Here is a 15,969-nt window from a genome sequence, read left to right on the forward strand (position 1 = left end):
AAATATGTCGTTAGAATTCCTTTCGCCGGTTAGCGAAATAGTAGCTGCGCATGTTGCTTTGCTTCCAGATCAAGCACTTGGAAAAGAAATTAAGATCCATACCTCCGAGTATGGAGTGCCAGAGTTAGATAAGGTGAACATTGCAATAATTGGTGTTAGAGAAAATAGGAATGATATTAATTTTTTAGGAGAGGATCTTTATTTTGATACCATTCGTAAATCTTTATATGATCTTTTCCCAGGCAACTGGGATACTTCGATTGTAGATCTTGGAGATATTATTCCTGGAGAAGAGGTTAGTGATACCTATTTTTTAATGAAAGATGTTCTTTCAATGCTACTTCAAAAAAATGTTACACCTCTAATTATTGGAGGAAGTCAAGATTTGGTGTATGGTCAATATCGTGCTTTCGATATTTTAGAAAGGATGGTTAACTTAGTAAATGTAGATAGTAGATTTGATTTAGGAAATACTTCTCAACCGATAAAAAATAATTCTTTCGTTGGTAAAATTATTGTAGAGCAACCATATAATCTTTTTAATTATAGTAACATTGGGTATCAAACTTATTTTAATTCTCAAGAAGAGATAGATCTTATTGAAAAGCTATATTTCGATGCCTATAGGCTAGGAGAGGTTACTCATGATGTTACTATTGTTGAGCCAATTATGAGAGATGCTGATATTGTAGCTATTGATCTTGGCGCGATGAGTTCTACCTGTCTTGACTATAAATACGCTTCTCCAAATGGATTTAATGGAAGAGAGATTTGTGCTATAGCAAGATATGCAGGTATTAGCGATAAAGTAAAAAGTTTTGGAGTGTATGAATTTAAAAATTTTAAACATGAAGAAACCACAGCTTTATTAATTGCTCAAATATTATGGTATTTTATTGAAGGAGTTAATTATAGGTCTAACGAACTGGATATTAAGAATCAAGCAGGAACGCTTCATTATAATGTTCCAATAGAAGACGAGGTTCTTTCATTTTATAAGAGTCCTAAAACAGAAAGATGGTGGATAGAAATACCATTTATTTCATCTGGAAATAATAAATTGAAAAGACACACGTTATTACCTTGCACATACAACGATTATGAGCGTGCTTGTAATCAAGAAATACCTGAAAGATGGTATAAGGCAAAACGAAAAAACGAAGTTTAACATTTTTATTAGGGAGATTTAAGGTTTTTTTTAGAAAAAAATTGTTTTTCTGGAAATAAATAAATAGGTTTACGACCTTAAATCTCAAAGATCTTAACCTAAAACACGTTATGAAGAAATTTGTATCACTCTTTGCTATTGTAGCAATGCTCTATAGTTGTGGTGGAGGAAACCGCGGAGAACTAGTCGGAGTAAAGGGTAAAAAATGGCATCCAGAGAAACCTTATGGAATGGCCCTCATCCCCGGAGGATCGTTTATCATGGGTAAATCTGATGATGACAAAGCTGCATTGGCTAATGCACCTACGAAAACAGTTACTGTTCGTTCTTTCTACATGGACGAAACTGAAGTTACTAACAGTGAATATAGACAATTTGTTCGCTGGGTTCGTGATTCTACAATCAGAATGAAGTTAGCTATCATGGCTGATGATTTGGGTAAAACCCCAGGTGATGATGGTATCGGAGAATATGCTTTCCTTGATGCGAACACAGAAGATATGTCTGTTTATGAAAAATATGTATACGACAATTATAGTGGAACAGGTGAAACTGGTTACGAAGGTCGTAAACTTAATAAAGATATAGACATCGAATGGGATACGGAAGATTATCCTGATGAGTTTTATACAGAAGTTATGGATTCTTTATACATTCCTTTAGAAGAATCTTATAACGGTAGACGAACATTTGATGTGCAGAATTTTAAATTCAGGTTTACTTGGATGGATATTCAAGCTGCTGCTCGTGCTAAGAAGGGAAGAAGAAAAGATTTTGTTAAGGAAACAGTAATCGAAGTATACCCTGATACGACAGTATGGATTAAAGATTTTAATTATTCTTATAATGAACCAATGCATAATGATTATTTCTGGCATAGTTCGTATGATGATTATCCAGTAGTTGGAGTTTCTTGGGAACAAGCAAAAGCTTTTTGTACTTGGAGAACTATCGAAAAAAATTCTTATCAGAAAAAACGTAACAAGGAATTCGTAAATTATTTTAGATTACCTACAGAGGCTGAGTGGGAATACGCAGCTAGAGGTGGTCTAGAATCAGGAACATATCCTTGGGGAGGTCCATATGCGCTAAATGATAGAGGTTGTTTCTTAGCGAACTTTAAACCTTTACGTGGTAATTATGCTGCGGATAACTTCCTTTATACGGTAGAAGCTAAAACATTTGAGCCTAATGATTATAACCTATATAATATGGCTGGAAATGTTTCAGAATGGGTGCAGTCTTCTTATGATCCTGCAGCCTATGAATATGTATCATCAATGAACCCGAATGTTAATGATGATCAGAACAAACGAAAAGTTGTACGTGGTGGATCTTGGAAAGATGTTGCTTATTTCCTACAGGTAAGTACGAGAGATTACGAATACGCGGATTCAGCTAGAAGTTATATTGGATTCAGAACGGTACAGGATTATATGGGTACTGACGTTACTGGAGAAGATAATACCCAAAATCAGAATTAGAATAAGTCCCAAAATTTATCTATCAACCTTAATTACTAACCCTTTTTTAATTTAATATTTAAAAAATTTAAAAAACTAAACACATTTATTATGGCAAATTCAAAATCAAGCAAGAAGTTAATGAACATGGTATGCGGTCTCGGAGCGGCTGTAGTAATCCTTGGAGCTTTATTTAAAATTATGCACTGGCCTTTTGGAAACGAGATGCTTATCATTGGTCTAATTACAGAAGCACTTGTATTTACAGTTTCTGCATTCGAACCAGTAGATGATGAGTTAGATTGGTCTCTAGTATATCCAGAGTTAGCTGGTGGAAGTAAAAGAGATAAGAAAGAAGCTCAAACTCCTGAAGGTTTATTATCTAAAAAATTAGATGATATGCTTAAAGAGGCTAGATTAGATACAAATTTAATGAATAGTCTTGGAGAAAGTATCCGTAACTTCGAAGGTGCTGCTAAAGGTATTGCACCTAGTGTGGATGCTATCCAAGGAACTAAAAAATATAGTGAAGAAATGGCCGCTGCTGCCACTCACTTAGAATCTTTGAACAGTTTGTACAAAGTACAATTAGAATCTTCTGCAAAACAAGCTGAAGCTAATGCTGCAATTGCTGATAACGCTAAAGCGCTTGAAGAGCAAATGAAGAGCTTGTCTAGTAACCTGTCTTCTCTTAATGGAGTATATGGTGGTATGTTAAGTGCTATGAACAGAAACTAGTATTTAACTTAATTTAAAAAATAACTACCAAAATATAGAAATATGGCAGGAGGAAAATTATCACCAAGGCAGAAGATGATCAATCTTATGTACTTGGTATTTATAGCGATGATGGCATTAAATATGTCAAAAGAAGTATTATCTGCATTCGGTTTAATGAATGAAAAACTTACAGCAGCTAATACTATTGCTACTGAACGTAATTCAGCATTTATGACTGGATTAGCGGACAAAGTTTCGGAACAACCGGAAAAATATACACCACTTAAGCAGAAGGCTGATGAAATCAGTACTTATTCTAACGAATTTAATGCATATGTGGAACAATTAAAGTCTGAGTTATTAGAAACAGCTGATGATCCAACAGATTACGAGACAATGGATAAGCCTGATGCTTTAGATACTAAATTCTTTGAAGGAGGTAAAACTTCAGCAGCTGCGTCGGAGTTCCTTGAAAAAATCAAGACATATAGAGAAGGAGTTGTTACAGCTATCCGTTCTGTAAAAGAAGTTGATGGTCAAGTAGCAACTGATGTTGAGAAAGCTTTCTCTACAGAAGATGTAGAAAACAGAGATAAGGTAAAAGTAGACTGGTTGAAATATAACTTCGAAGGTTTTCCTTTAGTAGCTTCTCTTACTAAATTAACTCAAATGCAAGCTGATGTTAAAACTACAGAAAGTAAAGTGTTATCTGCTTTATTAGCTGGACAGCAAGCTTCTGAATTATCGTTTAGTAATTATGAAGCGATAGTTGTTCCGGATAAAACTGCTTTCTTTAGTGGAGAGAAATTTAAAGGACGTATTGTTCTTGGTCGTTTTGACGCTACATTAAAGCCAACGAAAGTAATGGTTAATGGTAAGGAGCAAACTGAAGTTCAGAACGGTCAGATTATGTTAGATTTCCCAGCTGGAAATGTTGGAGAAAGAAAAATAGACGGTGTACTTGAGTTTAAAGAAGGTGATTCTATCATACCAATTAAGATTCAAAGTACTTACGCTGTTATCCCAAAACCAAATTCTGCTGTAATTTCAGCTGATAAAATGAATGTGGTATATAGAGGAGTTCAGAATCCTATGACGATTTCTATTCCTGGAGTTCCTGCAGTTAGTGCAAGTGCACCTGGTCTAAAGAAAAGCGGTGGAGCTGGTAAATATGTAATGAATGTTACTACAGTTAAAGCAAGAGAAGTTGCTATCAAAGTAAGTGGTAAACTTCCAAATGGAACTACTGTTAGTGATAGTAAGAAATTTAGAATTAAAGATATTCCAAGACCTGTAGGTACTGCAAGAGGTGAAGATGGAAGTATTAAAATGTCCAAAAGTGGTTTAGAGAAAGCTTCTATTGGAGCAATACTACCGGATTTCGATTTTGATATTAAGTTAGACGTAACTAGCTTTAAGTTTAAAGTAAGTGGTCAGCCTACTATTAATGTAAGAGGACGTAGATTGGATTCAAGAGCAAAATCTGCACTTAAGAAAGCAAAGAGAGGATCTACAGTTCAGGTAATGGATATCAAAGCTCAGTTAAAAACGAATAAGGGATATAAATTGAAAAAAATATCTCCAGTTGTCATTGAGTTAACGAACTAAAATAAACTAATGATTATGAATTTGAAAAATTTGTTATTAACCGTTTTTGGCCTATTCGTGACGTTGTTTTCGTTTGGTCAAGCCAATATTTTGAATGCTGATAGTCCAGAAGATATTGGGAAAAAAACAATCGAACAGATTCAAGCGGATAATGACCTTCCGTTGGAATATGGTTATGTTGACAAACGTGATGTACTTTGGGCAAAAACTACTTGGGAGACAATCGATCTTGATGAGCGTATAAATTTCCCATTATATTATCCTATAGATACGGTTAATATTGGTGCTGATAGACGTGCATTATATGATGTACTGTTGTCAAATGTTAAGAATGGTAAAATCCAAAAAATTTACGCAGATTCATATTTTACAGAGACACGTACATTAAGTGATCTTGATGGTACTTTGTCTAAAATAGATACGTTAGATTTAGGGTATGAGCAGTTTAATGCTGGTGAGCCTGTAGATCCTCAATATATTGAGGTAACTACAATTAGTGCTGCTGACATTTCGGAATATAAGATCAGAGGATACTGGTATTTTGATAAGCGTCAGGGAGAATTAAGATATAGGCTACTTGGTATTGCTCCAGTTGCACCGGATGTAAACTTTATTAATGATGATGAGCCTGATATGGTTCCGTTATTTTGGGTTTGGTATCCTGATGTAAGAGAGATACTTCATAATGCGAAGGCTTTTAATAGGAAGAATACCTCAATGCCTTTTACTTATGATCACGTACTTAATGCAAGACGATTTAATTCGGTAATTTACAAGGAAGATAACATTCAAGGTGACCGAGAGGTAAATGATTATATCATTGACAATGCTTTGATGCAGTTATTGGAAAGTGAAAGAATTAAAGAAAGTATCAGAAATTTTGAAATGGATATGTGGAGTTACTAAACTCTATAGTTTCTAATATAATATATAAACGCCCAACTTTTGTTGGGCGTTTTGTTATTTTTATTCTATGGTAGATTATATAGTTGTTGGATTCGGACTAGCTGGGTTATCATTTGTTAATAAGTTAGAAGATAATAATAAGTCATATTTGGTTTATGAGAATAGCTCAGAACAATCTTCTAGGGTTGCTGGGGGATTGTTTAACCCAGTAATTCTTAAGCGATTTACTCCAGCTTGGTTGGCTTCGGAACAACTACAGTTGGCAATGAATGTTTATAAAAATATAGAGAGTAAATTAGATGTACCTCTAATTTCTATGTTTCCAATTTTGAGACGATTTAATGATATTGAAGAACAAAATTTATGGTTTGAAGCTTGCGATAAACCATCATTAACAAGATTTCTTTCTTCTGATTTAATTAAAAACCAAAATAAGGCTTTAGATATACCATTTCATTTTGGGGAAGTAAAACATGCTGGAAAAATTGATGTTAGTACAATGTTACGGTTGTATTTATCTTATATAGAAAGCAAGAATTCTTTGGTTACGGAGTCTTTTGAGTATGATAAACTAGTAGTCAAAGAGGATTTCATAGAGTATAAAGGAGTAAAGGCTAAAAACATTCTATTTTCTGAAGGGTATGGTCTTAGAAATAATCCGTTCTTTAATTATTTACCGTTACAAGGAAATAAAGGGGAGTATATTATAATTAAATCAGAAGAGCTAAAACTTAATGAAGCAGTAAAATCATCTATATTTATTATTCCGTTAGGAGATAATTTGTATAAGGTTGGAGCTACCTATAACAATCAAGATAAGACTCCTGATATTACAGTTTCTGCTAAGAAAAGTTTAGAAAAAAAGTTAAGTCGTTTCTTAAAAGTAGCGTATAAAGTTGTTGATCAAGTAGCCGGTATAAGACCAACAACTAGAGATAGAAGGCCTTTTATAGGTACGCATCCAGTACATAAAAACCTTCACATAATAAATGGTTTAGGGAGTCGTGGTATATTGATTGGACCTTATGTGACAGAAAAGTTATATGCCAGTATAGAAAAAGGAGTTACTTTAGAGAAAGAAATTGATATTAATCGCTATTTTGAATTAAGATAAGTTTTTCTTTTTGCCATAATGCATAAAAAGATTAATCCAAATGTTTCTTGATAACCTAAGAATTATAGGAAAGAAGAATATTAGTGTTCCTACGATTACAAAGAAGCTATTTAACAAATTAAGTTCTAGAAATAAGTTGCCAATCACAAACGCCGCAACTGCAAATGCGATGCCAACACCATAGCTTACATACATAGCGCCATAAAAGAAAGATGGTTCTATCTTGTATTTTGTGTTACAGTGACTACAACGTTCGTGCATTTGAAAGATTTTTCCAAGTTTGTATGGATTATTATCCTTATACATACTTTCTTTTTGACATACTGGACATGTCCCTGTAAAAATGCTGTAGATTTTAGTTCCTTTTAAGAAGCTCATAGTACTTTTATTCTATTACAAAATTAATCATCTTTGCACAAAAGATTCAAAAGCTGATGTTAAACATACATAACCTTTCAATTTCGTTTGGAGGAGAATATCTTTTCGAAGAAATCGCCTTTAGATTAAATGCCGGAGATAGAGTTGGATTAGTAGGAAAAAATGGTGCAGGGAAATCCACAATGCTTAAAATTTTATCCAAAGAACAAGAACCAGATTCTGGTCAGATAGCGATGGATAAAGAAATAAAAATTGGTTTTCTAAAGCAGGATATTGATTTTGTTTTAGGGAGAACAGTACTGGAAGAGTCGTATGAAGCCTTCACAGAAATCAAGAAGATTGAAAGAGAAATAGATAAGATTAATACTCAACTAGCAGAACGTACGGATTATGAAAGTGAGAGTTATAATCAATTGATAACAGATCTAAGTGATTATACGCATCAATATGAAATTCTAGGTGGATATAATTATCAAGGAGAAACCGAACGCGTATTGCAAGGTTTAGGGTTTGTAAGGGAGGATTTTGGTAAACTAACAGATACTTTTTCTGGAGGTTGGCGTATGAGAATTGAACTGGCAAAGTTGTTATTGCAAAATAATGATGTACTCCTGTTGGATGAGCCTACTAACCATTTAGATATTGAGTCTATTATATGGTTAGAAGGTTTTCTGAAAAACTATGTAGGCGTAGTAGTTATAGTTTCTCATGATAAAATGTTTTTGGATAATGTTACTAATAGAACTATAGAAATATCATTAGGTCGAATTTACGACTATAATAAACCGTATTCTAAGTATTTAGTGCTTCGTAAGGAAATAAGAGATCAGCAATTAGCAACACAAAAAAATCAATCTAAACAGATTGAACAGACCGAAAAGCTTATCGAAAAATTTAGAGCGAAAGCCTCAAAAGCCTCTATGGCGCAATCGCTTATTAAGAAATTGGATAAAGTAGAACGTATTGAAGTAGACGAAGACGATAATGCAGTAATGAACATCAGTTTTCCTATAAGTGTGCAGCCAGGTAAAGTAGTTATAGAGGCTGAGAAAGTTGGTAAAAACTATGGAGAAAAGGAGATTCTAAAAGATATTGATTTGTTAGTAGAACGCGGTTCTAAAACAGCTTTTGTGGGCCAGAATGGGCAAGGAAAATCTACATTAGCTAAAATTATAATAGATGAGATATCACATATAGGTAATCTGAAACTAGGTCATAATGTACAGATAGGATATTTTGCACAGAATCAATCAGAATATCTCGATGGTGAATTAACAATTCATGATACTATGATTAATGCTGCAAATGAGAAAACCCGAAGTAAAGTGAGGGATATGCTAGGAGCATTTTTATTTAGAGGAGATGAAGTGGAGAAAAAGGTAAAGGTGCTTTCTGGTGGTGAGCGTAATCGATTGGCTTTGTGTAAGATGCTTTTAGAACCTTTTAATGTATTGGTTATGGATGAGCCTACTAACCATTTAGATATTAAATCCAAAAACATATTAAAAGAAGCTTTAAAAAGTTTCGAAGGGACTTTGATTTTAGTGTCTCACGATAGAGATTTTCTTCAGGGATTAACCAATACCGTGTATGAATTTAGGAATAAGCAGATAAAAGAATATCTAGGAGATATTGATTATTATTTAGAACAAAGAAGGGTAGATGATCTACGCGATATAGAAAAGAAAGATAAACAAGCTAAATCTATTTCAGATACAAAAGAAACTGCTAAGCAATCTTATGAGAGTCAGAAAAAGTTAAAATCATTAAATAATAAGCTTAGTAATATAGAATCTAAGATCAACAAACTAGAAAAAGAAATAAAAGAAATAGACGTAGAGTTAGCGATTAATTATGATCAAACTATTGCACAACCAGATTTCTTTGACAAATATCAAGCAAAAAAAGAAAATTTAGCTTCATTGATGGAAAATTGGGAAACATTACAGGAAGAAATTGATAAATTATCTTAGCTCCTGTTTGGGGTGTTTAATTTACAGAATGTGTAAAAATAAAACCCTAAAATTATAATTCTGATAGTACAAGGTCACTTTTTTTAAACATACTTAAATTAACGTATGTTACCTAAATGTTAAGATAGAATGAACCTTATAATTGATGATAATTTTTGTCGTTTGTATCAGGTACAACTGAATATTTATAGATATTTTTGTACTCGTAAACTAAAGTATACAATGTATGAATGATACAAAAGCCATTGATTTAAATGCACATGCGTTATCTTGGGTAGGGAAAATCCATTATGATTTTGGGTTTCTGGTTCAGAAAGCGTTTGGTGAAAATGGATTGGATTTATCAAAAGAACAATGGAGTGTTTTGAAGCGTCTAAGAGTTAATGATGGGCAATCTCAAAATGATTTAGCATTTATTACGCATCGTGATAAGACCTCTATGACAAGATTGGTAAATACAATGGAGAGTAAGAATCTTGTGGTAAGAAAGAGCGATGAGAATGATAGAAGAGTAAATAGAATTTTCCTCACAGATTATGGAAAAGAAGTTATCGAAAAGGTAACTCCAATTATGTACGATTTGATACCAGCTGTTCAAGAAAGTTTGAGTAATGAAGAAATCGAAAATTTGATTGGCACACTTAAGAAAATAAAAGCTAAAATCGCTGAAATAGCAGATTAACATAAATAAATCTTAAATAAGATTAAAAAGACATTTAAAATTTTTAGATGTCTTTTTTGGTTTTTACAAGGTGGTTGTTTTTTATGAGTTCTTTAACTGCAACACACGTTTGTTGTTGATAGTTTTGTGCAGCTTTTCATGTTAGAAGTATAAACAAATTATTGTGTATGAGAAACGTAATACTTTCTATCCTTGGATTATTACTAATTGCCGGAGCTTTATTTGGAGCTAAAAAACTTATTGATAGTAAGAAGAGAGTAAAGCCCAAATCCGCTAAGGTTATTAAAACTGTTTTTGTAGATACTATTAAGAATGGTACTGTTCCGATTAAGATTACTGCCAATGGTAATCTTATTGCTAAGAGACGATTAGAATTGTTTTCTGAAGTGCAAGGAGTTTTTAAAGGAGGCACCAAACTCTTTAAAACAGGTCAACAATATCAAAAAGGACAAACATTAATAAGTATAGATGCCTCAGAGTATTACGCATCTGTACAATCGGCTAAGAGTAATTTATATAACTTAATTACTTCAATAATGCCTGATTTACGTCTGGATTACCCTGATATATTTGATAAATGGCAAAATTACCTTACTAACTTTGATATAAATAAAGTAACTCCAGAGCTACCAGAAACTACTTCCGAAAAAGAAAAATATTTTATTACTGGTAGAAATATTTATACCACATATTATAATGTAAAAAATCTGGAACAGCGATTGTCTAAATATAGAATTTCGGCTCCGTTTTCTGGAGTACTTACAGAAGCTTTGGTTACAGAAGGAACTTTAATTCGTCAAGGCCAAAAACTGGGAGAGTTCATAGATACTAGCGCTTATGAAATTGAAGTAGCCATAGGGAAAGAATATTCAGATTTATTAAAAATAGGAGAATCAGTAGAACTTTCCGATCTTAATAAATCTAAATTCTATACAGGTATAGTCAGTAGGATAAACGGAAGTGTAGATCAGGCTACTCAAACGATAACCACTTTTATAGAGGTTAAAGATCCGTCTTTAAAAGAAGGAATGTATTTAGAAGCAAATCTTAATGCCAGAAAAGCAGAGAATGCAATAGAAATTGATCGAAATTTACTTCAACAAGGAGATAAGATTTTTGTGGTTAGAGATAGTATTTTAGATATTATCGATGTAAGACCAGTTTATTTTTCTGACAAAAAAGTGATCTTAACTGGAGTTCCTAATGGAGATGTAATCCTTAATAAACCTGTTCCTGGAGCGTATGCAGGAATGCTAGTGAAAATATATCAAGGCAAATCTAGAAATTCTTCAGCTGCGGATAATAACGTGATTAGTACCAATTCAAAATAGTAGTTATGCGTAAAATAATCTCTTATTTTATTAGGTACCACGTTGCCGTAGATGTAATTGTAATTGCTTTTATTGCATTCGGAATTTTTGGAGCAATATCGCTTAAGTCATCATTTTTTCCACTTACAGATTCTAAAAACATTAATATAAGTGTTGTCTATCCTGGTGCTTCTCCACTAGAGATAGAAGAAGGTATTATACTTAAAGTAGAAGATAATCTTAAGGGTTTGGAAGGGGTAGAACGAGTAACTTCGACTTCTAGAGAAAATAGCGGAAACATTAATGTTGAAATCGAAAAAGGAAAAGATATCGATTTTATGTTGCTCGAAGTTAAAAATGCGGTAGATAGAGTGCCTTCATTTCCGACAGGAATGGAGCCTATTGTAACCTCTAAACAAGAAGCAATTAGGCCTACTATAGATTTTGCAATAAGTGGTACAGATATACCTTTGGTTACTTTAAAACAGATTGCAAGACAAATCGAAAATGATCTTAGAGCAATAGATGGTATTTCGCAAATAAGTATAAGCGGTTATCCTGATGAAGAAATTGAAATTGCGGTAAATGAAAATAACCTACTAGCTTTTAGACTTAGTTTTAATGAAGTAGCACAGGCAGTAAGTCAGGCTAATATATTAACTACCGGAGGTACTATTAAGACGAATGCAGAAGAATATCTTATCCGTGCAAATAATCGATCCTATTATGCCAATGAACTCTCTAACTTAATTATACGTGCAGATGCATCGGGACGAACAATAAGGCTTAAGGATGTTGCAGAGATTAGGGATCGTTTTTCAGAATCACCAAATGCATCATATTTTAATGGAAATCTCTCTGTTAATGTACAGATAACAAGTACCAATACAGAAGATTTGATCTCATCGGCAGAGAAGACAAAAGCGTATATAGAAGAATTTAATCAGAAATATAACAACGTAACGCTTAATGTAATTAGTGATCGTTCTATTACGTTGGTACAGCGTACCAAATTGCTTACAGAAAATGCGATTATAGGAATGATCCTGGTACTTATATTTTTATCATTATTTCTTAATACTCGTTTAGCATTTTGGGTGGCATTTGGACTACCAATTGCTTTTTTAGGAATGTTCGTGTTAGCAGGATATTTTGATGTTACCATTAATGTTTTATCTCTTTTTGGGATGATCATTGTTATTGGTATTCTAGTAGATGATGGTATTGTAATTGCCGAAAATATTTATCAACATTACGAAAAAGGAAAAAGCCCTGTTCAGGCTGCGATTGATGGAACAATGGAGGTAATTCCTCCGATAGTATCTGCAATTTTGACTACGATAATAGCTTTTGGGATCTTTTTATTTTTAGATGGTCGTATTGGTGATTTCTTTGGAGAAGTATCAGTTATAGTTATTCTAACTCTAGGTGTTTCGTTAATAGAGGCCTTAATTATTCTTCCGGCCCATTTGGCTCATTCGAAAGCTTTAAAAGCAGAAGACAAAAGACCTAAAAGTGGTATTGCTAATTTATTTTCAAAATTGAGATATATAAATACTTTTGGAGATAAAATTATGAGATGGCTGCGTGATAACATTTATAGCCCGGCTCTAAGTTTTACATTAAAAAATAAGTTTTTTACGTTTTCCATTTTTGTGGTAATACTCATATTTACAATTGGAAGTGTTGGAGGAGGAATTGTAAGAACAGCGTTTTTTCCTCGTATTGCTAGTGATGTAATATCTGTTGATTTAGGTATGCCAAATGGTACTAATGAAAAGATAACAGATTCTATTATTTCTATGATAGAAGAAAAAGCATGGCTCGTAAATAAAGAACTGAGTGAAGAGTTTTTGGTAGGAGAAGATTATGGAGGGAAACAGTTATTCGAAAATATAATTAGAAGTGTAAATTCGTCTTCCAATGCATCTCTACGTATCAATATGTTACCTGGAGAAGAACGACCTAACGCAGTTAATTCTGGTTTAGTGGCAAACAAAATTCGAGAGAAAGTAGGACCTGTTTTCGGTACAGAGCGCTTGATTTTTGGATCAGGTGGAAATTTTGGAGGAAGTCCAGTTTCCGTTTCGTTATTAGGAAGCAACATAGGAGAATTAAAAGCAGCAAAAGAAGAATTTAAAACTATATTAGAAAATGATTCCAGACTTAAAGATGTTGCTGATAACGACCCTGCCGGAATCAAAGAGATTAAATTAGAGCTTAAAGAAAGTGCATATGCTTTAGGCCTTAATCTTAGAGATGTTATGGCGCAGGTAAGAGGAGGTTTTTTTGGAATACAAGCACAACGTTTTCAAAGAGGTCAAGATGAAATAAGAGTTTGGGTTCGTTATGATAGAGAAAATAGATCTTCGATTTTAGATCTTGATAATATGAGGATTTCTACGGCTGCAGGGGAGAGAATACCCTTAAATGAAATAGTTGATTACTCTATAGAGCGAGGAGACGTAGCGGTTAATCATCTAGATGGAAGGAGAGAGGTTCAGATTTCTGCGGATTTAAAAAATCCAGAAACTACGAGTTCTACAGATATTTTAGAAGAGATTCGTAACTCGATTATGCCAGAGATTATAGCAAAATACCCAACAGTAACACCTTCGTATGAAGGACAAAATAGAGAAGCTGGAAAATTTCTTGGTTCTTTAGGACCAGTTGGTCTTACTGCATTAGCATTAATATATATTACTATTGCGTTCACGTTTAGAAGTTATAGTCAACCATTGTTATTATTATTACTTATTCCATTGAGTCTTCCGGCTGTAGCTTTCGGTCATTGGATACATGGATTTCCTATTAATATATTATCGCTCTTAGGGATTATAGCTTTGATAGGTATTATGGTTAATGATGGATTAGTTCTTATAGGGAAATTTAATAGTAATCTTAGAGCAGGAATGACTTTTGATAGTGCAATTTATGAAGCCGGAAAATCTCGTTTTCGAGCGATTTTTTTAACTTCCTTAACTACAATTGCAGGATTAGCACCATTAATTTTTGAAGAAAGTCGTCAGGCAAAATTTCTTATTCCTATGGCAATTTCAATCGCTTATGGAATCGGTTTTGCCACAGTACTTACGTTGTTAGTATTACCATTGTTTTTGTCATTTAGTAATACGTTAAAAGTAGGAACCAAGTGGTTAGTTACAGGGAATAAAATAACAAAAGAAGAAGTAGAACGTGCTATAAAAGAGCAAAAAGAGGAACATGAGGAGCAACATGAATTACAAGTATAAATATATAGTAAAATTAATCTTGTTTTTGTTTTTGGTTAGTGGTAGTGTTTTTGCCCAAAAATTAACAAAACAAGAAGCTATTAGATTAACATTAGAGAATAATTATGGTATTCTAATAGCAACTAATAATATAGATGTAGCAAAAAATAATAAAGGGCTACTAAATTCTGGTTATTTACCCACGTTAGCAGCCAATGCAGGAGCAAATTACCAAGAAACAACTTCTAAAACATCATTTCCTGGAGCTATTAATCCAGATACAGGATTACCCAGAGAAGATATTGAAATCGATGGAGCCGAAACTCAACGATACAACGCTTCACTTAATTTTAATTATACATTGTTCGATGGTTTAGGCAGGTATTATAATTATAAAAGGTTAAAGGAGCAGTATAATCTAACAGAATTACAGGCCAGAGAAACTATAGAGAATACTATGTTGCAATTGTTTTCTGTATATTATGAAATAGCACGACTTACAGAAAATGAACAAGTTCTAGAAGAAACCCTCAGAATTTCTAAAGAACGAGTAACTAGATCTACTTATCAGTTTGAGTATGGTCAAAATAATAAGTTAAATGTACTAAATGCAGAAGTTGATGTGGCAAATGATAGTATCAATTTACTAAATACAAAGCAACAACTAGCGAATACCAAACGAGACCTGAACGTGATTGTAGATAATGAATTGGAGAAACAATTTACGGTAGACACTATAGTAAAATTTATTTCAAGATTAGAAATTGATAGTTATTTAGAAAAATCAGTTGATAATAATGTAACCTTGTTACAGAATGAAAGTAATATTAGAATTAGTGATTATGATATAAAGGTTAGTAAATCTGGGTATTTACCAACGATTGGTCTCACTGGTTCTTATGGATGGAATGAAAACAGGAACCCTCCATCTGCTTTTTTTCCAGGTAATGTCGCCGATACGTATACTTTAGCAGGAGGACTTAGTTTGAGCTGGAATCTTTTTGATGGTGGTGGTACTATAACCAGAGTTAAAAACGCTAAAATTGCATTAGACTCACAGGAATTGGCAAAAATTCAAGTGGAGCAACAAGTCAAAAGAGATATTGCAAATGCCTTAGGGAATTATGATAATCGTCTTAAAGTATATGAAATACAACAGCAAAATGTAGTTACCAATCAAAACAATTTTGAACGTTCTAAAGAAAGGTTCAATTTGGGACAAATTACTTCTATAGAATTTAGACAAGCTCAAATTAACCTAATACAAGCTCAGACCAATAAGACATTGGCTAAGTATGATGCTAAATTAGCAGAATTACAGTTATTACAGCTTACAGGACAGCTGTTAAATATTGATTTTTAGAATAACTTTAATCTAGTTTGGTTTTTGAATGAACAAAAAATATGAGGTTTCAAA

The 15,969-nt window shown here is 33.1% G+C and carries 12 protein-coding genes; 11 read left to right on the top strand and 1 reads right to left on the bottom strand.

Annotated elements, in window-relative coordinates; translation table 11 throughout:
• Positions 1–4 precede the first annotated feature (4 nt).
• The 6 genes from H526_RS0121935 (at position 5) to H526_RS0121960 (ending at position 6,979) form a co-directional block, all read left to right on the top strand.
• Positions 5–1,168 (top strand): formimidoylglutamase, encoded by a 1,164-nt coding sequence (locus H526_RS0121935; protein WP_027395009.1) that lies wholly within the window; start codon positions 5–7, stop codon positions 1,166–1,168.
• Positions 1,169–1,278: 110 nt separating this feature from the next.
• A complete protein-coding gene (gene porK / locus H526_RS0121940) occupies positions 1,279–2,652 on the top strand; it encodes a T9SS ring complex lipoprotein PorK/GldK (protein WP_027395010.1) in 1,374 nt (457 codons plus the stop codon).
• A gap of 90 nt (positions 2,653–2,742) precedes the next feature.
• A complete protein-coding gene (gene porL, locus H526_RS0121945; RefSeq protein ID WP_027395011.1) occupies positions 2,743–3,369 on the top strand; it encodes a type IX secretion system motor protein PorL/GldL in 627 nt (208 codons plus the stop codon).
• A 42-nt stretch (positions 3,370–3,411) separates the two neighbouring features.
• The gene (porM, locus tag H526_RS0121950; RefSeq protein WP_027395012.1) at positions 3,412–4,959 is read left to right on the top strand and encodes a type IX secretion system motor protein PorM/GldM; all 1,548 of its coding nucleotides are present in this window, start codon (positions 3,412–3,414) and stop codon (positions 4,957–4,959) included.
• Between the two features lie 15 nt (positions 4,960–4,974).
• On the top strand, positions 4,975–5,865 hold the full coding sequence (gene porN / locus H526_RS0121955) for a type IX secretion system ring subunit PorN/GldN (RefSeq protein WP_027395013.1): 891 nt from the start codon (positions 4,975–4,977) through the stop codon (positions 5,863–5,865).
• Positions 5,866–5,932: 67 nt separating this feature from the next.
• Complete coding sequence (locus H526_RS0121960) at positions 5,933–6,979, top strand: NAD(P)/FAD-dependent oxidoreductase (protein WP_027395014.1); 1,047 nt, start codon at positions 5,933–5,935, stop codon at positions 6,977–6,979.
• Here H526_RS0121960 and H526_RS0121965 read toward each other — a convergent pair.
• Positions 6,971–7,357 carry a DUF983 domain-containing protein gene (locus H526_RS0121965; protein WP_027395015.1) on the bottom strand — a complete coding sequence of 129 codons (387 nt, stop codon included), beginning with the start codon at positions 7,355–7,357 and terminating at the stop codon, positions 6,971–6,973. The two genes, H526_RS0121960 and H526_RS0121965, sit on opposite strands and share 9 nt — an antisense overlap.
• Positions 7,358–7,413: 56 nt before the next feature.
• Between H526_RS0121965 and H526_RS0121970 the strand changes: the two genes are divergently transcribed.
• The 5 genes from H526_RS0121970 to H526_RS0121990 all read left to right on the top strand — a co-directional run bounded on the left by H526_RS0121970 (position 7,414) and on the right by H526_RS0121990 (position 15,915).
• Positions 7,414–9,330, top strand: coding sequence for an ABC-F family ATP-binding cassette domain-containing protein (locus tag H526_RS0121970; protein ID WP_027395016.1), 1,917 nt, complete (start codon positions 7,414–7,416; stop codon positions 9,328–9,330).
• 226 nt (positions 9,331–9,556) lie between these two features.
• Positions 9,557–10,012, top strand: coding sequence for a MarR family winged helix-turn-helix transcriptional regulator (locus H526_RS0121975; protein ID WP_035086231.1), 456 nt, complete (start codon positions 9,557–9,559; stop codon positions 10,010–10,012).
• Between the two features lie 167 nt (positions 10,013–10,179).
• Positions 10,180–11,343 (top strand): efflux RND transporter periplasmic adaptor subunit, encoded by a 1,164-nt coding sequence (locus H526_RS29805; RefSeq protein WP_051336278.1) that lies wholly within the window; start codon positions 10,180–10,182, stop codon positions 11,341–11,343.
• Positions 11,344–11,348: 5 nt separating this feature from the next.
• Positions 11,349–14,573 (top strand): efflux RND transporter permease subunit, encoded by a 3,225-nt coding sequence (locus H526_RS29810; RefSeq protein WP_035086235.1) that lies wholly within the window; start codon positions 11,349–11,351, stop codon positions 14,571–14,573.
• Positions 14,545–15,915: a TolC family protein gene (locus tag H526_RS0121990; RefSeq protein ID WP_240337522.1), complete on the top strand. Its 1,371-nt coding sequence runs from the start codon at positions 14,545–14,547 to the stop codon at positions 15,913–15,915. Before H526_RS29810 ends, H526_RS0121990 begins: the two co-directional genes overlap by 29 nt.
• The last annotated feature ends 54 nt before the right edge of the window (positions 15,916–15,969 follow it).

This window comes from Aquimarina latercula DSM 2041, from assembly GCF_000430645.1.
Taxonomy (GTDB): Bacteria; Bacteroidota; Bacteroidia; order Flavobacteriales; family Flavobacteriaceae; genus Aquimarina; species Aquimarina latercula.